The organism is Brucella anthropi (assembly GCF_046630315.1).
Lineage (GTDB): Bacteria > Pseudomonadota > Alphaproteobacteria > Rhizobiales > Rhizobiaceae > Brucella > Brucella anthropi_A.
The window spans coordinates 36,538-59,775 of record NZ_LQBD01000008.1; the positions used below are offsets into that span (position 1 = coordinate 36,538).

A 23,238-nucleotide genomic window follows, 5' to 3' on the forward strand; every position below is an offset into this window, starting at 1 on the left:
CGAAATCGGCCTCCGACGCAAGATGAAACTTGTTGGATGGTCCTACAAATTTTTGAACCATTCGAATGAATGCTGTTCAAACATCAGCATAAGTGCAAATAACAATCATAAGTTGCAGTTCACTGCAACCTGTGATATCTGTATGGTGCATATTGAAAGTCATATTGCACTTATAAATTTGGCATGGGGTAAAAGGGGGGCAAAACTGACGGAATCGTCGCGGTCCGTACGTTTTATCCATCCTGGTTCTGAGGAAATCCGGACAGCCGCAGACTGTCCGGATTTTCTTTTGCAAAACCCTTGGAACGCGGTTCCGATGGCGGTCTGGACGGCACATTTCGGCGGTTGAATTTTTCCGGTTGCAAGGAAACACGTTGAAGGCTAACAGTACGTCCATGAACATTTCGCGCAATATCGTCATCAACGGTTGGTGGTGGGCCCGCTAAAAGCGGCCACGCAGGCGTTTGTGCATTTGCGTTTGGGAAACAGGCCGCTGGGATTATCCGGGCGGCCTTTTTGTTTGGCTGTTTGAATAAGACCGGCGGGGAAACCGGGTTCTGGAAATATTCGGAAACAGTCGAGATTTGGGATAGCCGATCATGAATGCGAAGATTGCGGATAGCGAGATATTCCGGCACGAAACGGCAGGCGGCATCGTCGTCGAGCGCGTGCGCCACCTCACCGCCTATAAGGGCGCGATCGAGAGCTATATCGATGCGCTGAACGAACGGCGCGGCGCGGTGTTTTCGTCAAACTATGAATATCCGGGCCGCTATACGCGATGGGACACGGCTATCGTCGATCCGCCGGTGGCCATCACGTCACGCGCCCGCACCATGCGCATCGAGGCGCTGAATGCGCGCGGCGTCATTCTTCTGCGGCCCATTCTGGATACGGTCAAGGCGCTTGCCGAGGTGACGGTCGACAAGGCCGGTGAAAACCGCATCGAGCTTACCATTGCCGAACCAAGCGGAACCTTCACCGAGGAAGAGCGCTCGCGCATGCCTTCGGTCTTCACGGTTCTGCGCGCCATTGTCGGCCTGTTCTTCTCGGAGGAAGACGCCAATCTCGGCCTTTACGGCGCTTTCGGCTATGATCTGGCGTTCCAGTTCGACCCCATCCAGTACAAGCTGAAGCGCCCCGACGACCAGCGCGACCTGGTGCTGTTCATTCCCGACGAAATCTTCGTGGCTGACCACTATGCGGCACGGGCCTGGGTGGACCGTTATGAATTTGCCTGCGGCGGTTCTTCCACGCATGGCCTGGACCGGGCGACGCCAGCCCAGGCCTTCAAGCCGTCGGAGCGTGAGCTTGCGCGCGGCGATCACAATCCCGGCGAATATGCCAGGCTGGTCGAGCGCGCCAAGGAAAGCTTCAAGCGCGGCGATCTGTTCGAGGTGGTTCCGGGCCAGACCTTCTATGAGCGCTGCCACACCGCGCCGTCGGAAATCTTCCGCCGGTTGAAGGCGATCAATCCGTCGCCCTATTCGTTCTTCATCAATCTGGGTGAAAATGAATATCTGGTCGGCGCATCGCCGGAAATGTTCGTGCGGGTCAATGGTCGGCGCATCGAGACCTGCCCGATTTCCGGCACGATCAAGCGCGGCGAGGATGCGATTTCGGATTCGGAACAGATATTGAAACTGCTCAATTCCAAGAAGGACGAATCCGAGCTGACCATGTGTTCGGATGTGGACCGCAACGACAAGAGCCGCGTCTGCGAACCGGGTTCGGTGCGCGTCATCGGCCGTCGCCAGATCGAGATGTATTCGCGCCTGATCCATACGGTCGATCATATCGAGGGGCGTCTGCGCGACGGCATGGATGCCTTTGACGGCTTCCTCAGCCATGCATGGGCTGTGACGGTGACGGGCGCGCCGAAATTGTGGGCGATGCGCTTTCTGGAAGAAAACGAACGCAGCCCGCGCGCATGGTATGGCGGCGCCATCGGCATGATGCATTTCAATGGCGACATGAATACCGGCCTGACGCTGCGCACGATCCGCATAAAGGACGGTGTGGCGGAAATCCGCGCCGGGGCAACGCTTTTGTTCGATTCCAATCCGGAAGAAGAAGAGGCGGAGACCGAATTGAAGGCATCGGCCATGATTGCCGCCGTGCGTGAAGCGCAGAAAAGCAACACGATAGCCGAGGAGCGCGTTGCGGCAAGGGTGGGCGAGGGGATATCGATCCTGCTGGTCGATCACGAGGATTCCTTCGTGCATACGCTCGCCAATTATTTCCGCCAGACCGGCGCCACGGTCTCGACCGTGCGTTCGCCGGTCGCCGAAGACGTGTTCGAGCGGGTCAAGCCCGACCTCGTTGTCCTGTCGCCCGGACCGGGCACACCGCAGGATTTCGACTGCAAGGCGACCATCGACAAGGCCCGCAAGCGCCAGCTTCCGATTTTTGGCGTCTGCCTTGGATTGCAGGCGCTGGCGGAGGCCTATGGCGGCACGCTGCGCCAATTGCGCATTCCGATGCATGGCAAGCCGTCGCGCATCCGCGTGTCGAAGCCGGAGCGCATTTTCTCCGGCCTGCCGAAGGAGGTGACGGTCGGGCGTTATCATTCGATCTTCGCCGATCCGGAACGCCTGCCGGATGATTTCCTGGTGACGGCGGAAACGGAAGATGGGGTCATCATGGCTTTCGAGCACAAGCATGAGCCGGTCGCCGCCGTTCAGTTCCACCCGGAATCCATCATGACGCTCGGTCACAATGCCGGAATGCGCATGATCGAGAATGTGGTGACGCATCTGGCCGGAAAGCACAAGGCGCGCCGCACCAACGCCTGACCGACCCCGTCGCGGGATGATTTCAAGCCAGCCGCAGCCCATGCCGCGGCTGGCTTTTATGTCTTTGCGACACGTGCTCCCTGCTTGCCCATTGCTTGCTTCGGCAACTCATTTGCAATTGTAATGCCTTGCATTTGCAGCAGAAAATTAAATGCGGGATTGGAAAAAACAGGGTACGAATTTTCGTTCTTCTGGGGTATAGAACGGCGGTGAATTGCTGCTGTACCAGAGCGGTTCCGGTTGAAACGGAAACGCTGGAAATGCTCTAGCCAGATGCGTTGTGGATGTGTCCCGCGCGCCAGCGACTGAATAAAGGGCCGTGCGTAGGCCCGTCCCGGTTTCGGGACAAGATCAAGATAATCAAAGGTTCTTCATGGACGCGAGTGCAAAGGTTCGGCGGCTTGCCGCTTGGTCTATTCCGATTGCTTTCGGTGTGATGGGCCTGAAATATCTGGCCTATGCGCTGACCGGCTCCGTTGCCCTTTATTCGGACGCGCTGGAATCCATCGTCAATGTGATTGCGGCGATCGGCGCGTGGTGGGCCATTCGGGTGAGCTATCTGCCTGCCGACAACAATCACCCGTTCGGGCACCACAAGGCGGAATATATTTCAGCCGTTGTCGAAGGCGTTCTGATTACGGTCGCGGCACTTCTGATTTTCCGCGAGGCCTGGTTTGCGCTGCTGACCCCGCGCACGCTGGACGAACCCTGGCTTGGCCTTGGCATCAACACGGCGGCCGCCCTCATAAACGGCCTGTGGGCGACATTGTTGATACGCACCGGCCGCAAATCGCGCTCGCCCGCGCTGGAAGCCGACGGCAAGCACATCATGACGGATGTGTTCACCTCCGCGGGAGTGCTGGTCGGTCTTGTCGGTGTGGTTGTGACGGGCTGGGCCATACTCGATCCGCTGCTTGCCATTCTGGTGGCCATCAACATTCTGTGGCAGGGCTGGCATGTCATCAATGCCTCGGTGCAGGGGCTGATGGATATTGCCGTCGAGCCTGCCGAGGAAATGCGCATTCGCGATGTCATTTCGGCCAATGCGGGCGGGGCCATCGAGGTCCATGACCTCAAGACCCGCATTGCGGGCCGTGTGACCTTCATCGAGTTTCATCTGGTCGTGGCCGCGGATATGAGCGTCGGCGACGCGCATGTGATCTGCGACCGTATCGAAGAGGCTGTGAAGAAGCAGATCGATAGCGCGCGCGTGGTGATCCATGTCGAACCGGAGGACGAGGCAAAGCTGCCGCCGGGAACAAGTGCTGTGCCATTCGCCTGAGAGCCTGTTCCAAAAGTCGCCCTGTGTGGCTGCAAATGGCAATTTTCTCCATTCCGGTGCTCACGTAGCTTTATGTACGCTCCGCTCCGGTACTCGAAAATAACCATTTTCACACACACATGTCGCTTTTTGAGTCAGGCTCTGAGTGAAATACCGTCTTGCGTCGGCCAAATCGCGCGTGTAAAAGCGTTTCCCATGACGACGAAAAACGCAACATCCTTGGAACATTCCGCAGCCGCCTCCGGCGCGCGCGTTGATGTCTGCGTTCTAAACTCGCTTCTTACCCTCGGCCTTAGCGGCGATCGCCGGGCTCGTTGAAAGGAGCGTCCGGCGGTCGAAAACGGTCCCGCTGGCCTGTGCTCCTTTTCAGAAAACCCTTATATTCGATCAGTATTTGTCCGCGCTTGACGGCTTCAATCCGTCGAAAGCCGGGAGGAAACGAAAATGAATCAGTCCGTCGCCACGCCGCAATCGAAATCCGTCGCCACGCGCAAGGGCATGCCCATTGCAGGCAGCAAATATGCGCCTTTCCCGGTTCCGCAGCTCGATGACCGCACCTGGCCGTCCAAGCGCATCGAAAAGGCACCGATCTGGTGTTCGGTCGATCTGCGCGACGGCAACCAGGCGCTGATCGATCCCATGGGGCATGACCGCAAGGAGCGCATGTTCCGCCTGCTGGTCGATATGGGTTTTCCGGAAATCGAAATCGGTTTTCCCTCCGCTTCGCAGACGGATTTCGACTTTTGCCGCTGGGCCATCGAGCATGGCAATGTGCCTGACGACGTGGATTTGCAGGTTCTGGTCCAGTGCCGTCCCGAACTGATCACGCGGACCTTCGAGGCGCTGGAAGGCGCGAAGACGCCGATCATCCATTTCTACAATTCCACCAGTGAGTTGCAGCGCCGCGTGGTCTTCGCCAAGGATGTCGGCGGCATCAAGCAGATCGCAACCGACGCTGCCAAGATGATCATGGACATGGCCGCGAAGGCGGCCAATTCTACAGGGGGCGGCTATCGCTTCCAGTATTCGCCGGAAAGCTTCACCGGCACCGAACTGGATGTGGCGCTGGAAATCTGCAATGCGGTGATCGAGATCGTGAAGCCGACGGCAGACAACAAGCTGATCGTCAACCTGCCCTCGACGGTCGAGATGAACACGCCGAACATCTATGCCGACCAGATCGAATGGATGTGCCGCAATCTGGACAATCGCGAGAACCTGATTGTCTCGCTGCATCCGCACAATGACCGCGGCACGGGCATCGCTGCCACGGAACTGGGCCTGATGGCCGGTGCCGACCGCGTGGAAGGCACGCTGTTCGGCAATGGCGAGCGCACCGGCAATGTGGATGTGGTGACGCTGGCGCTCAACATGTACACGCAGGGCGTGGACCCCGAACTGGACTGCACCGACATCAACCGGATGAAGGAAGTCTATGAATATTCCAACCAGTTGAAGATTGCCGAACGCCACCCTTATGTCGGCGAACTGGTCTATACGGCTTTCTCCGGCTCGCATCAGGATGCGATCAACAAGGGCATGAAGGCGCGCCGTTCGGCCAATTCGCCGATCTGGGAAGTGCCCTATCTGCCGATCGACCCGCAGGATGTGGGCCGCTCCTATGAAGCGATCATCCGCATCAATTCGCAGTCGGGCAAGGGCGGCATTGCTTACATTCTTCAGGCGGATTATGGCTTGAACCTGCCGCGCAACCTGCAGGTGGAGTTCCGCGAGATCATCCAGAACATCACCGATGAGGAAGGCAAGGAACTGCCGTCGAAGCGCATTCACGACGAGTTCCAGCAGCTTTATGTGACGCAGCCCGATGCCCGCATCAAGTTCGTGGATCACCACACCATGCCCGATCCCGAGCAGAAGGGACGCCGCATCCTGACCGCCGAAATCACCGATAATGGCGTGACCAGAAATATCGAGGGCAAGGGCACAGGCCCGATCGACGGTTTTGTCGATGCGCTGTCGAAATATCTCGGCGTGAAAATGTCGGTTGTCGACTATTCCGAACATTCGCTGCAGCAGGGTTCGGACGCTTCGGCCATTTCCTATGTCGAGATGGCTTATCCGGGCGGCAAGCTGTTCGGCGTCGGCATCAACGACAATATCGTCAGCGCCTCGCTGGAGGCGGTCGTCTCGGCCGCCAATCGGGTGATTGGTAAGTGAGCGAAGTAAATAGATGAACTGAAAACGGCGCTTCGGCGCCGTTTTTTATGAGATTAGTAGAGAACGCGCTCGTTGAGCTTTGTTATGGCCTCGCTGGCATCGGAAACGCCGTGCTCTTCCATCAGGCAGGACCAGCCGCCATCAGACCGTTTATCGATGCTGAAAATGTTATAGCGAGCAGCGGGTTTATGACCGCCAAAATTCTGGCTCGCCGACGGGACGCTGATGACGGGAACCTTGCCGTGCGGGCCGTCGATCTCGTAATGGGTGATAAGATGCGTATGGCCGTGGAGAACCAGCTCCGCACCGTGCTTGCGGATGATCTTCTGGAACCGGCGAATGCCATAAAGACGCTTATGGGCGGGCGTTGCGCCATGGATCGGCGGGTGATGGATCATTACGATGCGGAAAAGCCCGCGTGCTCCCGCTTCATCCAGCATCGCCGCCAGACGTTTTCCCTGGGCCGACCGGAAGTCGCCGCTCGCCATGAAAGGCGCTGTCGCCCGCGCCGAAGAAACACCGATCAGCGCAACGGGGCCGCGCACGCGCATATAGGGGAATTGCGGGCGGCTGCCGTGATTGTCGATGCCGTCGCCGCGCATCCACGGTTCCCATTTCCGGCACGACTTGTCGAGCGCGCCCGGAACATAGGCGTCATGGTTGCCGGGAACGACCGAGACGTCGTCCGGATTGCCCAGCCTGGACAGCCAGTCATGGGCAATATCGATTTCGAGGTTGAGCGCCAGATTGACGAGATCGCCCGTCACCGCGACATGATCGGGCCTCTGCGCCTGCATGTCGGCGATGAGGCTGTCCAGCACGGTTCCGTGCATGGCATTCTTGCGATTGCGCAGCCAGTTGATGTAGCCCGTGATGCGTTTCGATGCCAGTTCGCGATATCGCACGCGCGGCAGAGGCGAAAGATGTATATCGGAGATATGGGCGAGACGGAACATAAAGCTCATTTACTGGATAATGTTTAAAATCAAAACCTGCCTGGCGACTTTTTGTTGATGATATTCATGCATTCATGCGAAGTGGATTGCTCCGCGGAGAGACGGTATGCGCTTTCGTCATTTCATATTTCATACTTATTTTCTGATGCGACGCCCCATGACATTGGGGGTGCGGGCAATTGTCTTTGATGAAAAGAAGAATTCGGTCTTTCTTGTAAAGCATACCTATGTGCCCGGATGGCAATTGCCGGGCGGCGGCGTCGAGCGCGGCGAGACGTTCGGGCAGGCGCTGGAAAAGGAGCTGCGCGAGGAGGCCAATATCGTTCTGAAAGGCCCGCCGCAGCTTTTTGCGCTCTACAAGAATGCGCATGCATCACCGCGCGATCATGTGGCGCTTTATATTTGTAGGAAATTCGAACAGACGGAACCGCGTCTGCCGGACCGGGAAATTGCCGAATGCGGTTTCTTTCCGCTGGACGATCTGCCGGAGGGGACGACACCATCCACCAAGCGGCGTTTGCAGGAAGCGCTTCACGATCTGGAGCCGCTTGCGCTGTGGTGAAGGCACGCTGCCGCGCCTTCACCAGTCATGAGCCTTGTCAGAAGCGGTAGGTGACGCCGGTGCCGATCAGCCATGGATTGAGCTTGGCCTTGCCGCTGACATCCGTGCCGCCGATCAGGGTGGCATCGAATTTCGGCTCCAGGAACAGCTTCTTGACGTCGAAGTTCACGCCCCAATGCTCGTTGAGCATGTAGTCGAAACCGATTTGCAGCGCGCCGCCGAATGCGTTCTTGACCTTGAGATATTCAACGCCGGTCGCATCCTGATTGTAGAACATGGTGTAGTTCACGCCCGCGCCGACATAGGGCTTGAAGGCGCCGAAATTGGTGAAATGATATTGCAGGGTCAGCGTCGGAGGCAGAATCCAAGCCTTGCCGATCTTGCCCAGCCCGTCGATTGAGCCTGCGCCGTTGATATTGGCATAGGTCGTGCCGAGAATGAGTTCGGCGGCAAGATTGTCCGTGAAATAATAGGTAATGTCGAGTTCAGGCGTGATCGACTTGGAATAGTCGAGATCGGATCCCGAAACACCGTTCACATAGCCGGAATTCTGGGGAATGACGCCGAGCGCGCGCACGCGGATCTGCCATGGCGACAGGGCTTCCGGCACGGCCTGAATTTCCGATGCGGGCTGGGTGACGACGGCATCCGCGGCATAGGCGGCCGGTGCGGCAAAGGTCAGCGCGGTGGCGGCCAGCAATCCTCTTGTGAAGCGGTTCATTCTCTCTCTCTTCAAGTCGTGGTCAGTCTTGGGATCGTAGTGATGCGCGCAATCTGAACCGCGCAAGGAAACGCCCCATTGATCGAAATCAAAGAGGCGCAAGAGAGTTGAGAGGATGCTGATGTTCCAGCAACACTGTTGCAGGAAGAGCGCAGTTGGCCGATCAGGTTTTCGGGAATCAGCCCCGATCATGGGGTGCGGAAAAGTCGATCTTCGGCCCGAGCGGCACGATGCTCGTCGGGTTGATCGTCTTGTGGCTGCGATAATAATGGCCCTTGATATGCTCCATGTTCACGGTCGCGGCCACGCCGGGCACCTGATAGAGCTCGCGCGTGTAGTTCCACAGGTTCGGGTAATCGGCAAGACGGCGCAGATTGCACTTGAAATGACCGACATAGACCGGGTCGAAGCGCAGAAGCGTCGTGAACAGCCGCCAGTCGGCTTCGGTCAGGCGGTCGCCGGTCAGATAGCGCTGGCGGGACAGGCGGTCTTCGAGCGAATCAAGGGCCGTGAACACTTGCCCGAACGCTTCCTCATAGGCCTCCTGCGTGGTGGCAAAACCGGCGCGATAAACCCCATTGTTGATATTGGGATAGATGAAATCATTGAGCGCATCGATCTCGGCCTGCAGTGCTTGGGGATAGAAATCGAGCGAGGCGTCGCCGAATGCGTTGAAGGCGCAATTCAGCATGCGGATGATTTCGGCGGATTCGTTGGAGACGATGGTTTCGCGTTCCTTGTCCCACAGCACCGGCACGGTGACGCGGCCGGAATAGTTCGGATCGGCGCGGGTATAGATTTCATACAGCCGCTTCGAACTGTAGAGCGCGTCGCCGGTGCTGCCGGTCGTGCCGGTGAAGGTCCAGCCTTCTTCCGCCATCAGATAGTCCACCACCGATACTGAAATGACGTCTTCCAGCCCCTTCAGCGCGCGAAAGATCAATGTGCGATGCGCCCAGGGACAGGCGTAGGAAACATAGAGGTGATAACGCCCCGGCTCGGCCTTGAAGCCGCCTTCGCCAGTCGGACCGGCGCTGCCGTCTGCGGTCACCCAGTTGCGGAATTGTGATTTTGAACGTTCAAAGCGGCCTTTCGTACTTTCGGTGTCGTACCAGACATCATGCCACTTGCCATCGACCAGAAGTCCCATGCGATTGCTCCTTTTGGAAAGAGAATAAGGCTGGAACCGCCATTTTGCAGCATCGCAAGCCGTGAACAGTGCGTAAACGTGCCAAAAAGCGCAATTTGCTCCGCCATTTTGAAAAAACCTGTTTGATCTCTGCCCATTTTGGTGTAATGCACCTTCCAGATTGCGGTCGCCATGCCGCCTGGGAGAACGATGCCATGGAAATGCTTTTCATCCGACGATGAAACTTGGACCGTGCTTGAGCGCGTTTCGAACTGATTGAATCAGATCGGCGCTCAAGCTGTTTGTTTCCAAGCGCATCTGGCCCGAAAACCGTTTCACACTTTTCGGGATGCGCTTGAGCGCACGGAACGCATTCCATTGACCTGATGGTCCCCGACTTCTCCCATTGCGATCTTAAGCCCATGCAGCAGCTTGAACTGACCTACGCGCAGGAATGCCCGGCGCACGACATTGAAATCGAAGCCATCAATGCGGAAGCCTTCGGACCGGGGCGCTTTACCCGCGCCGCGCATTTCATCCGCGAAGGCGGGCCGCATGATCCGGCCCTTTCCTTCGTGGCGCTGATGGGCGGCATTGTCGTCGGTTCGGTGCGGCAGACGCCGGTTGTCATCGGCAAGACGCCGGCACTCCTGCTCGGGCCGCTTGCGGTCCGGCCCGAATGGAAAAAGCGCGGCATTGGCGGCAGGCTGATGCGCATGTCGCTGGAAGCGGCGGCGAAAGCCGGTCACGGGCTGGTCATTCTCGTCGGCGACGAACCTTACTACGGTCCGTTCGGCTTCAAGATGGTGGCGCCCGGTTCGATGGTCATGCCGGCACCGGTCGATCCCCGCCGGATGCTCGCCTGCGAACTCGCGCCCGGCGCGCTGGATGGCGTCGGGGGCATTGTGCGCCACGCCAACCGGGCAAAATAGTTAAAAAGAGGGGAAAGCGAGGGGCGCTTTACCGCCCTTCGCGATACCACATGCCGCCGAAGACGAAGAGCAGCAGGCCAAGCGCCAGAAAGCCGGAGAACAGCGGCAGGCGGTTGACGCTTTTCAATTGCGTATCCGCAGTCTCGCTGAGGCCGATCCAGTCATTGCCGCTTGCCGCGCGGTTGCCGCTGACGGCGGTGATGGCGGGCACATGCACGCTGCTCTGCGCGCTTGCATGGACGCGATGGACCGAACCGCCGGTCGCCTCGGCAAGCGGCTTGAGGCGATCCACCGTCGAGATGCTGTCGGAAAATTCCGGCGCATCGACCGGCCCCACATGGGCCAGCGCTTCCAGATTGCCATTCTTCACCCGGAAAATGCCGATCTCGTCGGTCTGCAACGCGCCTTCGAACAGGCCGGGCTTGTTCTGCGCCAGATCGACCTGCAATTCCTTGCCGGAAGGCGTCGTGACGGTTGCGACACCCGGATTGTCGCCCATGGTCTGGCGGCGGATGGAAAGCGTGCGGCCATTGCCGGAGGCGGTCAGCGCCTCTTCCTCCAGTTCCGGTTCCTGCATCAGCCAGTGGGCGATGCGGCGATAGAGCGAGGCATAGGGGCCGCCGCCCTCGAAACCGCGCGCCCACAGCCAGCCCTGATCGGAGAGGAACATGCCGACGCGGCCTTTTCCGACGCGGTTGAGAACCAATAGCGGCTTGTTGTCCGCGCCGCTCATCACCGTTTCGCCTTGCGGCGCGGTGATGTCGATGGTGCGGAACCAGCGGCTCCAGCGCGGCGGCTCCTGATCGCTGCCGTCAAGCCCGCGCGTGACCGGATGGCGTTTGCCGACGGTCGTGAGGCGTGGATAGAATGCCTTTTCCGTCACCGCGCCGGTCGGCATGGCGGGCAGGGCGCTATAAAGCGGCGTGCGGGCAATCGACATGTCGCCCGCATATTCCGGCCCGGCCGCGACCAGAAGCGCGCCGCCATTCTCCACATATTGGGCGATATAATCGTAATAGAGGAGCGGCAGCACATCGCGGTGCTGGTAGCGGTCGAGAATGATGAGGTCGAACTCGTTGACCTTGTCGACAAAGAGTTCACGCGTCGGGAAGGCGATCAGCGACAATTCGTTGATCGGCGTGCCGTCCTGCTTTTCCGGCGGGCGCAGAATGGTGAAGTGGACGAGATCGACGGCGGCATCGGATTTCAGCAGGTTGCGCCAGGTGCGCTCGCCATTGTGCGGCTCGCCGGAAACGAGCAGCACGCGCAGGTTCTCGCGAACGCCATCCACGGTCGCGACAGCGCGATTGTTGGTGTCGGTCACTTCGCCGGGAAGTGCTGGCGTGGCGATTTCAACAATGTTCACGCCCGCGCGCGGCAGGGTGATAGTGACGGGCGTTTCCTGCCCGACCTGCGCTTCCTCCTCGCTGACGACCTCGCCATTGACGCGGATTTGAACCGGCGCGGGGCTGCCGAGGTTCTTGCCTTCATCGATCACCGTGAACGACATTTCGAGCGGCTTGCCGCTGATGCCATAGCGCGGGGCCTTGTTGAAGCGGATGCGGCGGTCGAATTCGTCCGGCTTGCCGGTCACAAGCGCATGCAGCGGCGCGTTGAAACCGAGCGCATTCCTGTTGGCGGGGATATCGTGCACCTGGCCGTCGGTAATCAGGATCGCGCCCGCAACGCGCGAGGGCGGCACATCGAGAAGCAAACGCGCCAGCGGCCCGAAAAGCCGGGTGGCGTAGCCGTCCTCGTTTTCGCCGGGTTGGCCTGCTTCCACCACGCGGGTTTCAAACTGGGGCATGGCGGCAAGCTGGTCCTGCACCGCCTTCAGGGCGGCATCGGTGTCGGCGCTGCGGCTCCCCAGTTCCTGGCTCTGGCTGCGATCCACCACTATCGCGACCACGCTTTTCAGCGGTTCGCGCTCTTCATTGACGATGACCGGATTGAACAGCGCCAGTGCAAGTGCCGCCGCCGCCAGCAGGCGGATCAGCCCGCCGCGCATCCGCAGGAAAATGGTGGCGAGCACCAGCACCGCCAGCGGCACCAGAATGGCAATCAGCCATGGCGTGGAGAGGAACGGTTCGAATTCGATATTCATTCTCACCGCCTTCTCTTCCGTTTGAGCATGTTTTTACCGGAAAACCGGTTCCCACTTTTCCGAAACATGCCCTAATTCCCCAGCCGTTCGAGCAGGGCCGGAACATGCACCTGATCGGACTTGTAGTTGCCGGTCAGCATGTACATGACGATGTTCACGCCGCCGCGAATGGCATAGATGCGCTGCATCGGGTCGTTCGGCACGGTCGGAAGCAGCGGGTTGCCCTGCTCGTCGACAGCCCATGCGCCCGCAAAATCATTGGCCGTGATCATGATCGGCGTCACGCCGTCGCCGGTGCGCACGGGCCGGTCGCGCGGCGCTGCATTGGGCGTCGTGGCCTCGACCCAGAGCGGGCTTCCTTCATAGCGGCCGGGAAAATCGGGCATGATGAAGAAGGATTTGGTCAGCACATGATCGTCCGGCACCGGTTCCAGCGGCGGAACGTTCATGCCGTCCAGAATGGCGCGCAGGCGCTGGTTGGCAGGCGAGGCGGACGGGTCGAGGCTGGCGCCCGCCTGCAACTGGTCGCGCGTGTCGAAAAGCACCGTGCCGCCCTGCTGCATATAGGCATCGACCCTGGCAATCGCTTCCGGGCTTGGCATCGGCGCGTCCGGATCGATCGGCCAGTAGATCAGCGGATAAAAGGCCAGTTCGTCCCTGGCGGGATCGACGCCGACCGGGTCGCCCGGTTCAAGCGCGGTCTTGTCCGTCAGCGCGAAGCTCAGGCCCCGCAGCCCCGCCTTGCTGATATCGTCGGTTTTTGCGCTGCCGGTGATGACATAGGCAAGATGCGTCTGCGAGACGGAATTGATGATCGCCGCGTCTCCCGGCTTGCTGTCGTCATGCACCTGCTCCTGCGCCCGGCTTGCGCTTACACCAGAGGGAAGAAGGTTGAAGGCAAGCGAACCTGCAAGCAGCACAGCTATCCCCGCCGCCCTGGACCGCACTTTCATGCGGCGGCGGAAGGCGCCGCGCAGCCACAGCATCAAAAGCGTATCGAGCGCGAGCAGCATGGCGGCGGCGGCAAAAAACGGCCCGGCAAGCGAAACCGACTGGTCGGACGTGTAGGAGGCAGGCGTGACGCCGACCGAGAGGGCAGGCTGGGCAATCGGCTGCAATTTGACATGGCCGCCCTCGAAAATATTGAGCGCTTTCAAGCCATCCTCATTGCCATAGAAACCGGGCGGCGTGTTGATGCCGACGCTGGCCTGCCTGTTCTTTTCCACGATCAGCGGCTTTGCTTCCGATGTCGGCGGGGTCAGCGCGCCGGACGCCGAAAGCAGCTGGTAGGGCGGCAGCGAGACCGAGGCCTGATTGTCCTGCGCGCCGGTTCTCTGCGACAGCGACACGATGCGGCGCAGCATGTCCACGAAGGAACCCGAAATCGGCAGGCTCGACCAGCTTGCATCCGGCGAAATGTGGAACAAGACGATATTGCCGCGCCCGCGCTGTTCGCCCGTTACCAGCGGTGTTCCGTCCTGGAGAATGGCATAGGCCTTGTCGTTGAGATCGAAGGACGGCTCGGCGAGAACCTGCCTTGTGACGGTCACGTCATCGGGGACGGGCAGGCCCGCAAAGGGGCCCTTGTCCGCGAAAGAGCGCAATTTCTGCGGTTCGGACCAGGACAGCGTGCCGCCGAGCGCACGTTCGCCCTTGCGCAGTTTCACCGGCAGAAGCGGATCGTTGTCGCTGGCGCCCGCAAGGCGCGGTCCTGCGAAACGGACCAGCGTGCCGCCAGCCTCGATCCATCTGGAAAGCTGTTCGATGACCGGCTGCGGCAGCGTGCCGATATCGGCCATGATGAGGATCGACGGCTTTGCATCCAGCACTTCCGGCACGGATTGCAGGAGATCGGCGGAGCGCGGTTCGATCAGGTTGACATAGGGCGACAGCGCTCGGGAAATATAATGCAGCGGCGAGAGCAGCGGCTGCGCCAGATCGTTGTCGCCGCTGGCGATGAGGCCGACGGTGCGCCGCTCCGATCCGGCATCGATGAGCCGGGTTGCACCTGCCTGCTCCACGCCATCGATGCGGATTGCGCGGAAATCATTGCGCAGCTCCACCGGCAGGTTGAACCGTGCCGTGCCTTCCGCGCTTCCAGGCGCGAAGGAAAGCGGCGTTTCGGCGATGCGGCGTCCCTTGTCGTCATAGGCGGCAGCGGTCAGCGTGCGCGGCGCCGACACGCCTTCAGGGCGGATGGCGACGGCTTCCAGACTGTCGGCCTTGTTGTCGATGCCGGTCAGCGCGAAAATGCGGCTGAGACCCGCGCCATACCAGAGAACGGAGGCGAGATGGCCCGATTTGTCCAGTTCCGCGAAGGTCTGCGCATCGTTTATCGCGGCCAGCCCGTCGCTCATGAAGGCAAGGCGAAGCTTTGTGCCGGCGGGCAGGGCGGATGAGAGCCGCTCCATCGCCGCCTTGCGGTCGACCGGGATCGGGCGCGGCTCCAGCGCTTGCAGGCGCTCAGTGGCGCGCTTGCCGTCATAGGGGCCGATTTCGGCATTGGCCGGTTCCGCCGAACCGACGATATAGATCGGCGCGTCGGTGCCTTGCGCATCGGAGACGAGTTTTTCGGCGGCATTGACCCGCTGTTGCCAATTCTCGGCGGAAGCCCAGCCATTATCGATGACGATGGCGAGCGGCCCGTCGCCGGTCAGGGCGACCGGGCGCGGATTCCAGACCGGCGAGGCAAGCGCCAGAATGACGAGCGCGGCAATGAGAAGCCGCAGCAAGGTCATCCACCATGGGCTCTTCGACGGGACTTCCTCGCGCTTGAAGACCTGCGCCAGAATGCTGAGCGGCGGAAAGATTTCCTCCTGCGGGCGCGGCGGCGTCATGCGCAAAAGCCACCAGATGACCGGCAGGGCGATCAATCCTGCAAGGATCAGCGGCGAACCGAAGGCGAGCGGCAGAAAATTCATGCGCTGCCCCCTGTTGCACTCAGCGCATCGTGAAGGCGCGCCAGCGCTTCCGCCGTCGGCCTGTCGGTCCGGTGGACCGTGTAGCTCCAGCCAAGCCGCTTGCAGAAATCGACGAGGCTTTCACGGCGCGCGGTGTAGAGGCGGCGATAGTCGTCCGCATAGGTTTCGGCGCGGCCGGCGACCAGCGTGGCCCCGGTTTCCGGATCGCGAAACTCGGTGCGGCCCGAATAGGGGAATGTTTCTTCCGCCGGATCGGCCACTTCCACCAGATGCGCGCGGACACCGCGTTTGGCAAGGCGGTCGAGAAGATCGGTCAGTTCATCGAACGGATGCAGGAAGTCGGAGACAAGGACAACTTCCGAAAAGCGGCGGATCTGCCCGATATCCGGCAATGCCGCGGCAGGCGTCTCATGCATCAATGCGCCTGCCAGACGTTCCGCCCCGTTGCGCGCCGAAAAAGGCTGCATCAATGCGGGAAAGGCGATGCGTTCGCCCGAACGCGAGAGAAGTTCGGCAAGAGCCAGCGTCAGCGCCAGCGAACGCGCTTCCTTGGAAACGGGCGCGAGCTTTGAGCGATAGAGCATGGAGGACGAGAAATCGCACCAGAGCCAGACGGTGTGGGCGGATTCCCATTCGCGATCGCGGACATAGGTATGGTCGTCGCGGGCAGAACGCCGCCAGTCGATGCGGGCAAGGGATTCGCCGTCCACATAGGGGCGGAACTGCCAGAAGTTTTCGCCGGGGCCGCGTTTGCGCCGTCCGTGCCAGCCATTCATGATTGCGTTGACCACGCGCTGCGCTTCAACCAGCAGATCGGGGATGGCGGCTGCCCGCGCGCGGGCGCGGGCAAGTGTCTCCTTGCGATCTGCGGTGGAAACTTCTGCGCCGATGACCATCAGACAGCAGCCTTGACCAGATTGGCGATGACGTCGCGAATATGCATGCCATCGGCGCGCGCGGCGAAGTTGAGCGCCATGCGGTGTTGCAGGACGGGCTCGGCCAGCGCCTTCACGTCATCCACCGAAGGCGCAAGACGGCCTTCATAGAGCGCGCGGGCGCGAGCACACAGCATCAGCGCCTGGCTGGCGCGCGGGCCGGGACCCCAGGCGATGTGCTTCTTCGCGTGCTCATTATCCGCATCCGGTCTGGCGGAGCGCACCAGCTTGAGGATGGCTTCCACGACGCTTTCCGGCACCGGCATCCGGCGCACCAGGGTCTGCATTTCGATCAGCCGTTCGGCATTGATGATCTCATAGGCCCTTGCTTCGGAAACGCCGGTTGTCTCCAGAAGAATGCGGCGCTCGGCATCGAGTTCGGGATAGAGAATGTCGATCTGCATCAGGAAGCGGTCGAGCTGGGCTTCCGGCAGCGGATAGGTGCCTTCCTGCTCCAGCGGGTTCTGCGTCGCCAGCACATGAAACGGTGCCGGGAGATCGTAGCGCTGGCCGGCGACGGTGACATGATATTCCTGCATGGCCTGCAAAAGAGCCGACTGGGTGCGGGGGCTGGCGCGGTTGATCTCGTCGGCCATCAGGAGCTGCGCGAAGATCGGTCCTTTCAGATAACGGAACGAGCGGCGTCCATCGGCATCCTGCTCCATGACTTCCGAGCCGATGATGTCGGAGGGCATCAGGTCGGGCGTGAACTGGATGCGCTGGCCGGAAAGGCCAAGCACGGTGCCAAGCGTTTCGACCAGCTTGGTCTTGGCAAGGCCCGGCACGCCGACCAGAAGCGCGTGGCCACCGGCAAGCACGGCGACGAGCGCGCGCTCGATCACGTTTTCCTGACCGAAGATGACAGTTCCGACACTTGCCTTGATGCGGGCAATGTCCGCGAGCGCCCGTTCGGCCTCCGCGATTATCTGTTCGGGATTGGCGGTTTCAGGCGTGACGGCAACGCTCATATGGACCTCGCAATATGTGACCGCTCTGGCGGAAGCGCCCTATAATTCGCATATAGTACTGACAAGCCGCGAAAGGGTGACTATTTCATGGCTTTGGGCAAGGAATAACCGAGTCGGATGAGAAAAAGCACCCCTGAAGGCAAAGACGCGCCGCACAATTCCATGCGGAACGCCGGGACGACCGGCGGGCTGGAAGCCCTGATTGCGCGCGCCCATGCCGATGCGCAAAGCGGACCGGCGACGAAAGAGCGTGGAATCCCGCCCGTGGAACGCTGGAACCCGGATTTTTGCGGCGATCTCGACATGGAAATCAAGGCGGACGGCACATGGTTCTACATGGGCACGCCCATTGGCCGCAAACAGCTTGTGCGGCTGTTTTCCACCGTGCTGCGCAAGGATGAGGACGGAAAAACCTATCTCGTCACGCCGGTGGAAAAGGTCGGCATCCGTGTGGAGGACGCCCCTTTCATCGCGGTGGAAATGGACGTTTCCGGCGACGGCGAAAGCCAGTCACTCACCTTTCGCACCAATGTCGGCGATGTGGTGGAGGCTGGCGCGGACCATCCCTTGCGTTTTGCGGTGGAGCCCGCAAGCGGCGGGCTGAAACCCTATATTCTCGTGCGCGGGCGGCTTGAGGCCCTGATTGCCCGTTCGGTCATGTATGATCTGGTGGCGCTCTGCGAGGACATCGAAATCGACGGCGTGCCGACATTTGCGGTCCGCTCCGGCGGCATGGTGTTCCCGATCATGGCGTCCGATGCGCTGGAGGCTGCCCTGCAATGAATGCATTCCCTGCCTTTTCAGCCGGTGATTTTGCCGAGCGGGTGCGGCAATGGCGCCCCGACCATGACGCGGTAACGGGCGATCATTCGCTCAATCCGGATTTCACCCAGGCCATGGTGACAGCCCGGATGCGTGATGCCGCCGTGCTGGTGCCGGTGGTGGATCGCGGACCCGAAGCCACGCTTCTTCTGACGCAGCGCACCGATACATTGCGCAAGCATTCCGGCCAGATCGCCTTTCCCGGCGGCGCAATCGACCCGGAAGACGGCACGGCGGAGCGGGCAGCGCTTCGCGAGGCCAATGAGGAAATCGGGCTTGCGGCGGATCGCGCGGAGATCATCGGCAATCTGCCGCGCTATCTCACCGGCAGCGGTTTTTCGATCACGCCCATTCTGGCGGTAGTGAAAACGCCGTTCGACGTGCATCCCAACCCGGACGAGGTGGCCGATATTTTCGAGGTGCCGCTTTCCTTCCTGATGAATCCGGCCAATCATCGGCGTGAAAGCCGGTTGTTCAACGGCAAGGAACGCTTTTATTACGCCATGCCCTATCACGAGCGATTCATCTGGGGGGCAACCGCCGGCATCATTCGCGGACTTTATGAAAGGCTCTACGTTTGAGCGAGACCAAGCATATTTCCGGCAAGGCGGACTGGCTGAAGGCAAAGCCGCTACAGGCCCTGTTCAAGGCCTTGAACCGCGATGGCGGGGAGGCGCGTGTCGTGGGCGGGGCGGTGCGCAACACATTGCTCGGCAGCAAGGTGAGCGATGTCGATCTGGCGACGACGCATCTGCCGGACGAAACCGTGCGGCTTTCGCGCGAAGCCGGTTTCAAGCCGGTGCCGACCGGCATCGAGCATGGCACGGTCACGGTCGTGGTGCAGGGGCATCCGTTCGAGGTGACGACGCTGCGGCAGGATATTGAAACCGACGGCCGCCATGCCAAGGTTGCCTTTGGAACCGACTGGAAAGCCGATGCCGAACGGCGCGACTTCACCATCAATGCGCTTTATGTGACGGCCGATGGCCGCATTATCGATGATGTCGGCGGGCTTGCCGATATTGAAAGCAGAACATTGCGCTTCATCGGCGATGCGGAACAGCGCATTCGCGAGGATTATCTGCGCATCTTGCGCTTTTTCCGCTTCTTTGCCTGGTACGGGTCGGGACGGCCCGAGGCTGAAGGCTTGCGGGCCAGCGCGCGGTTGAAAGACGGCCTTGCCCAGCTTTCCGCCGAACGGGTCTGGTCGGAACTGAAGAAACTCCTGTCCGCTCCCGATCCCTCGCGCGCGCTGTTGTGGATGCGGCAGGCCGGTGTCCTGAACCTCATCCTGCCTGAAAGCGAAAAATGGGGCATCGATGCCATTCACGGGCTGGTGCGGACCGAGGCCGATCTCGGCTGGCAGACCGATCCGCTGCTCAGGCTTGAGAGCATCGTCCCGCCCGACAGCGTCCGGATGGAGGAAATGGGCAAGCGGCTCAAAATGTCGAATGCCGAAAGGGCGCGTCTGGAAGCTTGGGCGCGGGTCGATGCGGTCAAGCCGGCGCTTTCAGAACAGGGATTGAAGAAGACGATCTATCGCGGCAGCAAGCAGGCGGTGCTGGATCGTATCCGGCTCGCCTATGCCGCGGCGCGGGCCGATGCGGTGGGCAGCGACGATGCCATGATCCGCGCCGGCGGCTTCGCGCGGCTTCTGGAAGCCGCCGAACATTATGATGCGCCTGTTTTTCCCGTTACGGGCGGCGATCTCCTGGCCCTCGGTTTTGAAAAGGGGCCGGTGCTTGGAGAAGCATTGCGGTCGCTTGAAACTTTCTGGATAGAGTCAGGTTTTAGCCTTGACCGGGAGGCGCTTCTGCGCAAGCTTGGTCGTGACAAATTGAACGACTGACGGCTTGCCAGCAAATTCCAGCCGTAGTTTCATTGCTTTATAGCTGGAGCATGTTTCCCGAAAGCGGGAACCGGTTTGGGCCCGAAACGAACAATGAGAAGTTTTTGAGTGCGCATTTTGAAAGAGCATGAGATGTCCAATCCCGATACTTCGATACAAGACAAGGCAGCGACCGATCCGAAACAGAAGTTCGGCACCGAAGGCATCGCCGCGATGGACCGGCCGAGCCGGATCACCCGCTTTTTCATGGGGATCGTATCCTGGGCCGAAGGTCTCAACCTGAAATATGCCAAGCTCGGCAATCCGCCTGTCTATGACAATGCGACCTTCCCGTGGTCTGCCGAGATCGAGAAGGAATGGCCCGCCATCCGCAAGGAACTGGAAAAGGTTCTTCTGCGCCAGAGCGAATTGCCGTCCTTTCAGGATATTTCGACCGATGTGAAGACCATCTCGACCGACAATCGCTGGAAGACGTTCTTCCTGCTCGGTTTCGGCGTGAAGTCGGAGCAGAACATCAAGGCCTGCCCGGAAACCTGGCGCATCGTCAACAAGATCCCCGGCCTGACCACGGCGATGTTCTCCATCTTCGAGCCGGGCAAGCACCTACCGCCGCATCGCGGGCCTTATAATGGCGTGCTGCGCCTGCATCTTGGCCTCATCGTGCCGGAGCCCAACGACCAGCTTGCCATCCGCGTGGACAAGCAGGTCTGTCACTGGCACGAGGGCAAGGTGCTGATCTTCGACGATGCCTATGAGCATGAGGCGTGGAACCACACCGACAAGACGCGCGTGGTCCTTTTCGTGGATTTCGTGAAGCCGCTGAAGTTCCCGGCCCGGCTGGTCAACTGGTGCCTGATGAACCTCGCCATCTTCACGCCCTTCATCAAGGAAGGGCTGGACAACCACAATGAGTGGGAAAAGAAGTTCTATGCGGAAGCGGAAAAGCTGCGCAACCAGCCGAAATCCTGAACGGTTTGACACCGGGATTGCGTGCTTTTAAATTGAGCAGGAGGGGGATCGCCCTCCTGTTTTGACCTCTGGAAGAGGAATTGTTGATGCTGGAGATTGCAGGAAGCCTTTGAGCGTTCCGGACGAAACTGCGAATGACAGGTGCTGAAAGCGCCTGACAGGCAGGTCCAGGAGCGGAAACGGCATTGGCCGTGGATGGTTCACCATCCGCGAAGGTCGGTGCTTGTCATGGTTTCCATCCAGGCATGAACAGTAATGAATATCTCACGCATGGAACAGCGCGTCCTGCACGTGCTGGCGCAGGGCGGTTATATCCGGCATCTGCGCGAAGACGGGCGTATCTGCGACATCGAATGCTATACCCGTGAAGGCTATCTGCTTTCCGATTGCACGATGGCGGTTTTCCAGCAATTGCGCCGCAAGCGGCTGATCGAATCGCGCATGGGCAGTCCCTATCGCATTTCGTTGAAGGGACGTGAAAATGTCCGCGCCCAGGCAAACAACCGGTGAAGGAGTGCATCATGCATATTCGCAACGAAAGACCGCAAGATGCCGCCGAAATCCGTCGGGTGACGGATGAGGCATTCCGCACCGTGGCTTATAGCAACCGGAAGGAAGGCGAAATCGTCGATGCGCTTCGCGCCGCACAGGCGCTCACCCTGTCGCTGGTGGCCGAGGAAGACGGGCGGATTCTGGGCCATGTCGCTTTCTCGCCCGTCCTGATCGGCGGCGAGGATAAGGGCTGGTACGGGCTTGGGCCCGTCTCGGTGCTGCCCGACCGGCAAGGCGAGGGGATCGGCGGCAGGCTGATCGGCGAGGGGCTTGCCATTCTGCGGCAGCAAGACGCCAAAGGCTGCGTCCTTCTCGGCGATCCCGGCTATTACGGGCGTTTCGGTTTCAAGGCCGATCAGCGGCTGAAACTGCCGGGCGTGCCGCCGCAATATTTCCAGTGTCTGGCCTTCGGGCCGGACATGCCGGAAGGCGACGTCGCCTATCATTCCGCATTCGCCATATGATTGAAGGGCCGGGAAACCGGCCCTTTTTCAATGTCTTACGGCCACTTCACCACGGGCGGCATGGAAGACAGGATGGAATTGACATTGCCGCCGGTCTTGAGGCCGAAGATCGTGCCGCGATCATAAAGCAGGTTGAACTCGACATAACGGCCACGGCGGATCAGCTGTTCGGTGCGGTCCGCGTCGGTCCAGTCCTTGTTGAAGTTCTGGCGCACCAGATGCGGATAGACGACGGAGAAGCCGCGTCCCACATCGCGCGTATAGGCAAAATCCGCGTCCCAGCCGCCTTTTTCGTCCGGCGAATGCAGCCAGTCATAGAAGATGCCGCCGGTGCCGCGCGGTTCATCGCGGTGCGGCAGGAAGAAATATTCGTCGCACCAGTCCTTCACGCGCTGGTAGTCGACGATATCCTTGTGCTTCTCGCAGATGAAGCGGAAAGCCTTGTGGAAGGCAAGCGTGTCCGGGTCGTCCTGCGTGCGGCGGCGGTCGAGCACCGGCGTCAGGTCTGCGCCGCCGCCGAACCACTGGCGCGTGGTCACGACCATGCGCGTGTTCATGTGGACGGCAGGCACATTCGGGTTCTGCGGATGGGCAATCAGCGAAATGCCGCTCGCCCAATAGCGCGGGTCTTCCTCGGCGCCCGGTATCTGCTTGCGGAATTCCGGCGAAAACTCGCCATGGACCGTCGAGACATGCACGCCGACCTTTTCGAACACGCGGCCATGCATGATCGACATGACGCCGCCACCGCCGCGCCCTTCATCCTTCTGCCAGGGCGTGCGGACGAAGCGGCCGGGTTCGCGATCCGAAAGCGGCCCCTGCAATTCATCTTCCAGCTGTTCGAAACTTGCGCAGATGCGGTCGCGCAGTTCCTCGAACCAGCGCTGCGCCGTCTGCTTTTTCTCTTCAATGTCCGCAGGAATGATCGCTGGAATTTCGTCGCGTTGCATTGTCTGGTTCCTTCCGCCGCATCGCCCGGCAATATCGCGCAGCCAAGGTTAAATGGATGAACTATTATTGCCTGACTTATCAAAGTCCGCGACCCGCGCAAAGCGCCAAGCGCGTGATCGCAAGCCTGTTATAGACCCTCTCCCCAGGA

Annotated in this window: 19 protein-coding genes; 11 read left to right on the forward strand and 8 right to left on the reverse strand. The window is 60.3% G+C overall.

Annotation, left to right across the window (positions count from 1 at the left end; genetic code table 11):
• Positions 1 to 599: 599 nt before the first annotated feature.
• The 3 genes from AVM02_RS05895 (at position 600) to leuA (ending at position 6,255) form a co-directional block, all read left to right on the forward strand.
• The gene (locus tag AVM02_RS05895) at positions 600 to 2,795 is read left to right on the forward strand and encodes an anthranilate synthase component I (RefSeq protein ID WP_411506049.1); all 2,196 of its coding nucleotides are present in this window, start codon (positions 600 to 602) and stop codon (positions 2,793 to 2,795) included.
• A gap of 373 nt (positions 2,796 to 3,168) precedes the next feature.
• On the forward strand, positions 3,169 to 4,077 hold the full coding sequence (locus tag AVM02_RS05900; RefSeq protein ID WP_411506050.1) for a cation diffusion facilitator family transporter: 909 nt from the start codon (positions 3,169 to 3,171) through the stop codon (positions 4,075 to 4,077).
• Between the two features lie 444 nt (positions 4,078 to 4,521).
• On the forward strand, positions 4,522 to 6,255 hold the full coding sequence (leuA, locus tag AVM02_RS05905; RefSeq protein ID WP_411506051.1) for a 2-isopropylmalate synthase: 1,734 nt from the start codon (positions 4,522 to 4,524) through the stop codon (positions 6,253 to 6,255).
• Positions 6,256 to 6,308: 53 nt separating this feature from the next.
• Here the strand turns inward: leuA and AVM02_RS05910 are convergent, their stop codons facing one another.
• On the reverse strand, positions 6,309 to 7,211 hold the full coding sequence (locus tag AVM02_RS05910) for a metallophosphoesterase family protein (RefSeq protein WP_411506052.1): 903 nt from the start codon (positions 7,209 to 7,211) through the stop codon (positions 6,309 to 6,311).
• A gap of 106 nt (positions 7,212 to 7,317) precedes the next feature.
• On the opposite strand from AVM02_RS05910, the gene AVM02_RS05915 reads away from it, so the two are divergent.
• Complete coding sequence (locus tag AVM02_RS05915; RefSeq protein ID WP_411506053.1) at positions 7,318 to 7,773, forward strand: NUDIX domain-containing protein; 456 nt, start codon at positions 7,318 to 7,320, stop codon at positions 7,771 to 7,773.
• A gap of 37 nt (positions 7,774 to 7,810) precedes the next feature.
• Here the strand turns inward: AVM02_RS05915 and AVM02_RS05920 are convergent, their stop codons facing one another.
• Together AVM02_RS05920 and AVM02_RS05925 are read right to left on the reverse strand one after the other, a co-directional pair.
• Positions 7,811 to 8,494, reverse strand: coding sequence for an OmpW/AlkL family protein (locus AVM02_RS05920; protein WP_411506054.1), 684 nt, complete (start codon positions 8,492 to 8,494; stop codon positions 7,811 to 7,813).
• A gap of 178 nt (positions 8,495 to 8,672) precedes the next feature.
• Entirely contained in the window at positions 8,673 to 9,644 is a 972-nt protein-coding gene (locus AVM02_RS05925; RefSeq protein ID WP_411506055.1) for a glutathione S-transferase family protein, read from the reverse strand.
• Between the two features lie 401 nt (positions 9,645 to 10,045).
• On the opposite strand from AVM02_RS05925, the gene AVM02_RS05930 reads away from it, so the two are divergent.
• Positions 10,046 to 10,555, forward strand: coding sequence for a GNAT family N-acetyltransferase (locus tag AVM02_RS05930; protein WP_411506056.1), 510 nt, complete (start codon positions 10,046 to 10,048; stop codon positions 10,553 to 10,555).
• Positions 10,556 to 10,583: 28 nt separating this feature from the next.
• Here AVM02_RS05930 and AVM02_RS05935 read toward each other — a convergent pair whose 3' ends face one another.
• The 4 genes from AVM02_RS05935 to AVM02_RS05950 form a co-directional block, all read right to left on the reverse strand.
• On the reverse strand, positions 10,584 to 12,659 hold the full coding sequence (locus tag AVM02_RS05935) for a hypothetical protein (protein WP_411506057.1): 2,076 nt from the start codon (positions 12,657 to 12,659) through the stop codon (positions 10,584 to 10,586).
• 71 nt (positions 12,660 to 12,730) lie between these two features.
• Positions 12,731 to 15,580: a DUF4159 domain-containing protein gene (locus AVM02_RS05940; RefSeq protein ID WP_411506058.1), complete on the reverse strand. Its 2,850-nt coding sequence runs from the start codon at positions 15,578 to 15,580 to the stop codon at positions 12,731 to 12,733.
• Positions 15,577 to 16,476, reverse strand: coding sequence for a DUF58 domain-containing protein (locus AVM02_RS05945; protein ID WP_411506059.1), 900 nt, complete (start codon positions 16,474 to 16,476; stop codon positions 15,577 to 15,579). The genes AVM02_RS05940 and AVM02_RS05945 overlap by 4 nt, the downstream gene beginning before the upstream one ends.
• Positions 16,476 to 17,483 (reverse strand): AAA family ATPase, encoded by a 1,008-nt coding sequence (locus AVM02_RS05950; RefSeq protein WP_411506060.1) that lies wholly within the window; start codon positions 17,481 to 17,483, stop codon positions 16,476 to 16,478. Before AVM02_RS05950 ends, AVM02_RS05945 begins: the two co-directional genes overlap by 1 nt.
• A gap of 117 nt (positions 17,484 to 17,600) precedes the next feature.
• Here AVM02_RS05950 and AVM02_RS05955 point away from each other — a divergent pair, with 117 nt between their 5' ends.
• From AVM02_RS05955 to AVM02_RS05980, 6 genes are all read left to right on the forward strand, one after another.
• The gene (locus tag AVM02_RS05955) at positions 17,601 to 18,266 is read left to right on the forward strand and encodes a DUF1285 domain-containing protein (RefSeq protein ID WP_411506061.1); all 666 of its coding nucleotides are present in this window, start codon (positions 17,601 to 17,603) and stop codon (positions 18,264 to 18,266) included.
• Positions 18,263 to 18,886 carry a CoA pyrophosphatase gene (locus AVM02_RS05960; RefSeq protein ID WP_411506062.1) on the forward strand — a complete coding sequence of 208 codons (624 nt, stop codon included), beginning with the start codon at positions 18,263 to 18,265 and terminating at the stop codon, positions 18,884 to 18,886. Before AVM02_RS05955 ends, AVM02_RS05960 begins: the two co-directional genes overlap by 4 nt.
• A complete protein-coding gene (locus AVM02_RS05965) occupies positions 18,883 to 20,154 on the forward strand; it encodes a CCA tRNA nucleotidyltransferase (protein ID WP_411506063.1) in 1,272 nt (423 codons plus the stop codon). The genes AVM02_RS05960 and AVM02_RS05965 overlap by 4 nt, the downstream gene beginning before the upstream one ends.
• Positions 20,155 to 20,286: 132 nt before the next feature.
• Complete coding sequence (locus AVM02_RS05970) at positions 20,287 to 21,123, forward strand: aspartyl/asparaginyl beta-hydroxylase domain-containing protein (RefSeq protein WP_411506064.1); 837 nt, start codon at positions 20,287 to 20,289, stop codon at positions 21,121 to 21,123.
• A 255-nt stretch (positions 21,124 to 21,378) separates the two neighbouring features.
• Positions 21,379 to 21,633, forward strand: a complete 255-nt coding sequence (locus tag AVM02_RS05975; RefSeq protein ID WP_025090527.1) for a YjhX family toxin — start codon at positions 21,379 to 21,381, stop codon at positions 21,631 to 21,633.
• An 11-nt stretch (positions 21,634 to 21,644) separates the two neighbouring features.
• On the forward strand, positions 21,645 to 22,139 hold the full coding sequence (locus AVM02_RS05980) for a GNAT family N-acetyltransferase (protein WP_411506065.1): 495 nt from the start codon (positions 21,645 to 21,647) through the stop codon (positions 22,137 to 22,139).
• Positions 22,140 to 22,174: 35 nt separating this feature from the next.
• On the opposite strand, the gene hemF is transcribed toward AVM02_RS05980, so the two are convergent.
• Entirely contained in the window at positions 22,175 to 23,089 is a 915-nt protein-coding gene (gene hemF, locus AVM02_RS05985) for an oxygen-dependent coproporphyrinogen oxidase (protein WP_411506066.1), read from the reverse strand.
• Positions 23,090 to 23,238: the final 149 nt, after the last annotated feature.